The sequence below is a fragment of the Sphingomonas bacterium genome, from assembly GCF_903643065.1.
Lineage (GTDB): Bacteria > Pseudomonadota > Alphaproteobacteria > Sphingomonadales > Sphingomonadaceae > Sphingomonas.
Genome location: NZ_CAHJWX010000459.1, coordinates 1 through 2,650, shown reverse-complemented (window position 1 = coordinate 2,650; position 2,650 = coordinate 1). Strand labels below are relative to the sequence as shown.

Below are 2,650 nucleotides of genomic sequence, written 5' to 3'. Positions count from 1 at the left end.
CCCGCCCCAGACCAGCGCGACGTCGCGCCCCGGCGGCAGCGGGCGGTGGCATTTCAGCGCCACGACGTTGCGCGTCATCGCGACGCGGTCGGCCCGCGACGCGGGGATGTCGGGCGGCAGGCCGGCCTCCTCCAGGAAGGAGCCGACCTGATCCTTGCCCATCGCGCCGAGCAGCGTCGCCGGCAGGTCGGGCGGGAGCACGTCGACCGGGATCTTCTCGCCCAGCCCGTCGACCGCGCAATAGGCGTTTGCCGCGACCGACGCGCGCGTCGGCGCCATGTTGGCGGCGACGAGGAAGGTCTGGTCCTCCTCGATCCCGCCTCCCTCCTCCTCCTCCTCGTCCGTGTCGGTGCCGGGCAGCACCGCGCGCGCGACCGGGCCGCCCGCGTCGACGGTGAAGGATGGCTGCCCGGCAAGGTCGTAACCCGCGACCGAACGCAGCCTGGCGACCGTGTCGAACTTGCAGGTGGTGCCGCCGGCGAGCGGGCTGGCGAACTCGAATACCCAGGTCTGCGCGTCGACCCAGCGGCCCTGGCCGGTACAGGCGGTGGTCATCGGTGCGGGGCCGCGCGGATCGCCCAGCGGCACCATCGGCTGGCTGTAGCGGACGGTGAACCGCTCGATCGCGCCGTTGCCGATCCCGGGCTGGGTGAAGACCACGCGCGGGCTGTTGTCGCCGAACGCCGCCACCGGCGCGATCGCCAGCGCCAGCAACGCCCACCGCTTGCCCGTCCACCGCATGCGACCACCCCTCCGCCGTCGCCATGCTATGCTGGCGTCGCGTAACGGTCCAGCGCAGGCCAGCCTCGGTTCGTCGCAATCCCGGCTAGAACCGCCGCGCCGCCCAGCCCGCCGTCCAGCCGAGCCCGACCGACAGCAGCACGGCGACGAGCCCGTACACGATCGAGTCGCGCTGCGCGGCGCGCGCGATGAAACGCTCGAAGCCCGCCTTCTCGATCGTCACGTCCGTGGTCGCGGCCGCGAGGACGTGGCCGTCCCGGATCAGGAACGTCTCGGCGGTGTAGCGCCCGACGGGGACGCGCGCGGGGATGACGACGCGGGCGCGGTACAGCACGCCGCCGGTGATCGCGACCGCGCGGCTGTCGGCGTAGTAGAGCCCCGCGCCTCGCTGAAGCTCGACCAGGCCGCGCTGGAACCGGTCCTGCTCGTCGGCCGGCGCGGACGAGGCGGGGGAGAGCTGGAGGCTGTCGAGCCCCAGCTCATAGATCGCGCGCGTCCGGTCGTCGACGATCCGCTCGATCGGCCGCGCCGAGGCGATCGCGTAAAAGGCGGGCGCGGACCGGTAGCGCAGCCGGTCGGCGTTGACCCAGATGCCCGCGACCCGCGCCTTCTCGCGCACCAGCACCGACTGGGTCGGGCCCTTGACCACCACGACGATGTCGACCGGCCGTTGGGCATCCGGCCGGCGCCCGCCGGGGTAGAGGATCGCGCCGAACAGGAGCAGCTCGGCGCTGGTGAACGAATAAAGGATGCGGACGTGGCGCTGCGACACGTCGGGCACGAGCACCGGCGGCGCCTGCGCGGTCAGCAGCAGCAGCGGCGCGAGCGCGCCCAGCCGCTTCACGCCAGCTCCACCGAATACAGCTCGGCCGGCTGCCATACGAGCCCGAGCAGGATCCGCGTGCCCACCACCAGCACCATGGCGGCGAGCAGCAGCCGCAGCCACTCCGGCCGGAGCCGCCCCGCCAGCCTGACCCCAAGCTGCGCGCCCACCACCGAGCCGAGCAGCAGCAGCCCGGCGAGCACGATATCCACCGCCTTGGTCGTGGTGGCGTGGATCAGCGTCGCGGCGGCGGTGACGAACAGGATCTGGAACAGGCTGGTGCCGACCACCGCCGCCGTCGCCATGCCCAGCAGATAGATCATCGCCGGCACCAGCACGAAACCGCCGCCGATCCCCAGCATCACCGTCAGCACCCCTGTCGCGAAGCCGAGCAGCAGCGGCGCGAGCGGGGAGATGTACAGCCCCGACGTGTAGAAGCGCGTGCGGAACGGCAGCGCGGCGACCAGCGGGTGGTGCCGCCGCTTGCGGGCCCTGGGCGGCGCGCCGCGCCGGTCGCGCAGGATGGTGCCCAGCGCCTCGGTGGCCATCAGCCCGCCGATCGAGCCGAGCAGCAGGACATAGATGACCGCGATCGTCGTATCCAGCTGGCCCTGCGCCTGGAGCAGCCGGAACAGCCAGGCGCCGGCCAGGCTGCCCGCGACCCCGCCCGCGACCAGCACGCCGCCCATCTTCACGTCCACCCCGCCGCGCCGCCAATGCGTCACCACGCCCGAGACGCTGGCGCCCGTCACCTGCGACGCGGCGGACGCGGCGGCGACGGTGGGCGGGATGCCATAGACGATCAGCAGCGGCGTGGTGAGGAACCCGCCGCCGACCCCGAACATACCCGAGAGCAACCCGACGCCGCCGCCCAGCGCGACGATCACGAGCGCGTTGACCGACAGGTTGGCGATGGGGAGGTAGACGTCCACCGCCGCGCGTTACCCCGGCCGGACGGCGACGGCTAGAAGCTGGCGCCCAGCGTCAGCGCGGGGCCGTTCCCCGGCCGCGCCTTGCCGGCGATCCGCCATCGGTATTCCAGCCCGAGCCGCAGCGCGGCGCGCGTAGCGGGCAGGACGATCGCGC

The 2,650-nt window shown here is 73.4% G+C and carries 2 protein-coding genes and 1 pseudogene; all 3 read right to left on the bottom strand.

Annotated elements, in window-relative coordinates:
• Positions 1-741, bottom strand: a pseudogene (locus HUU95_RS13860) (alpha-2-macroglobulin); the annotation flags it as partial.
• Between the two features lie 85 nt (positions 742-826).
• A complete protein-coding gene (locus tag HUU95_RS13855) occupies positions 827-1,621 on the bottom strand; it encodes a TIGR02186 family protein (RefSeq protein WP_174280636.1) in 795 nt (264 codons plus the stop codon).
• Positions 1,582-2,496 (bottom strand): sulfite exporter TauE/SafE family protein, encoded by a 915-nt coding sequence (locus tag HUU95_RS13850; protein ID WP_174280635.1) that lies wholly within the window; start codon positions 2,494-2,496, stop codon positions 1,582-1,584. Before HUU95_RS13850 ends, HUU95_RS13855 begins: the two co-directional genes overlap by 40 nt.
• Between the last annotated feature and the right edge of the window lie 154 nt (positions 2,497-2,650).

Bases quoted from the DNA above. Each gene is read 5' to 3' on its own strand.
- HUU95_RS13855 (WP_174280636.1), bottom strand. From the start codon at position 1,621: ATGGCAGCCGGCCGAGCTGTATTCGGTGGAGCTGGCGTGAAGCGGCTG.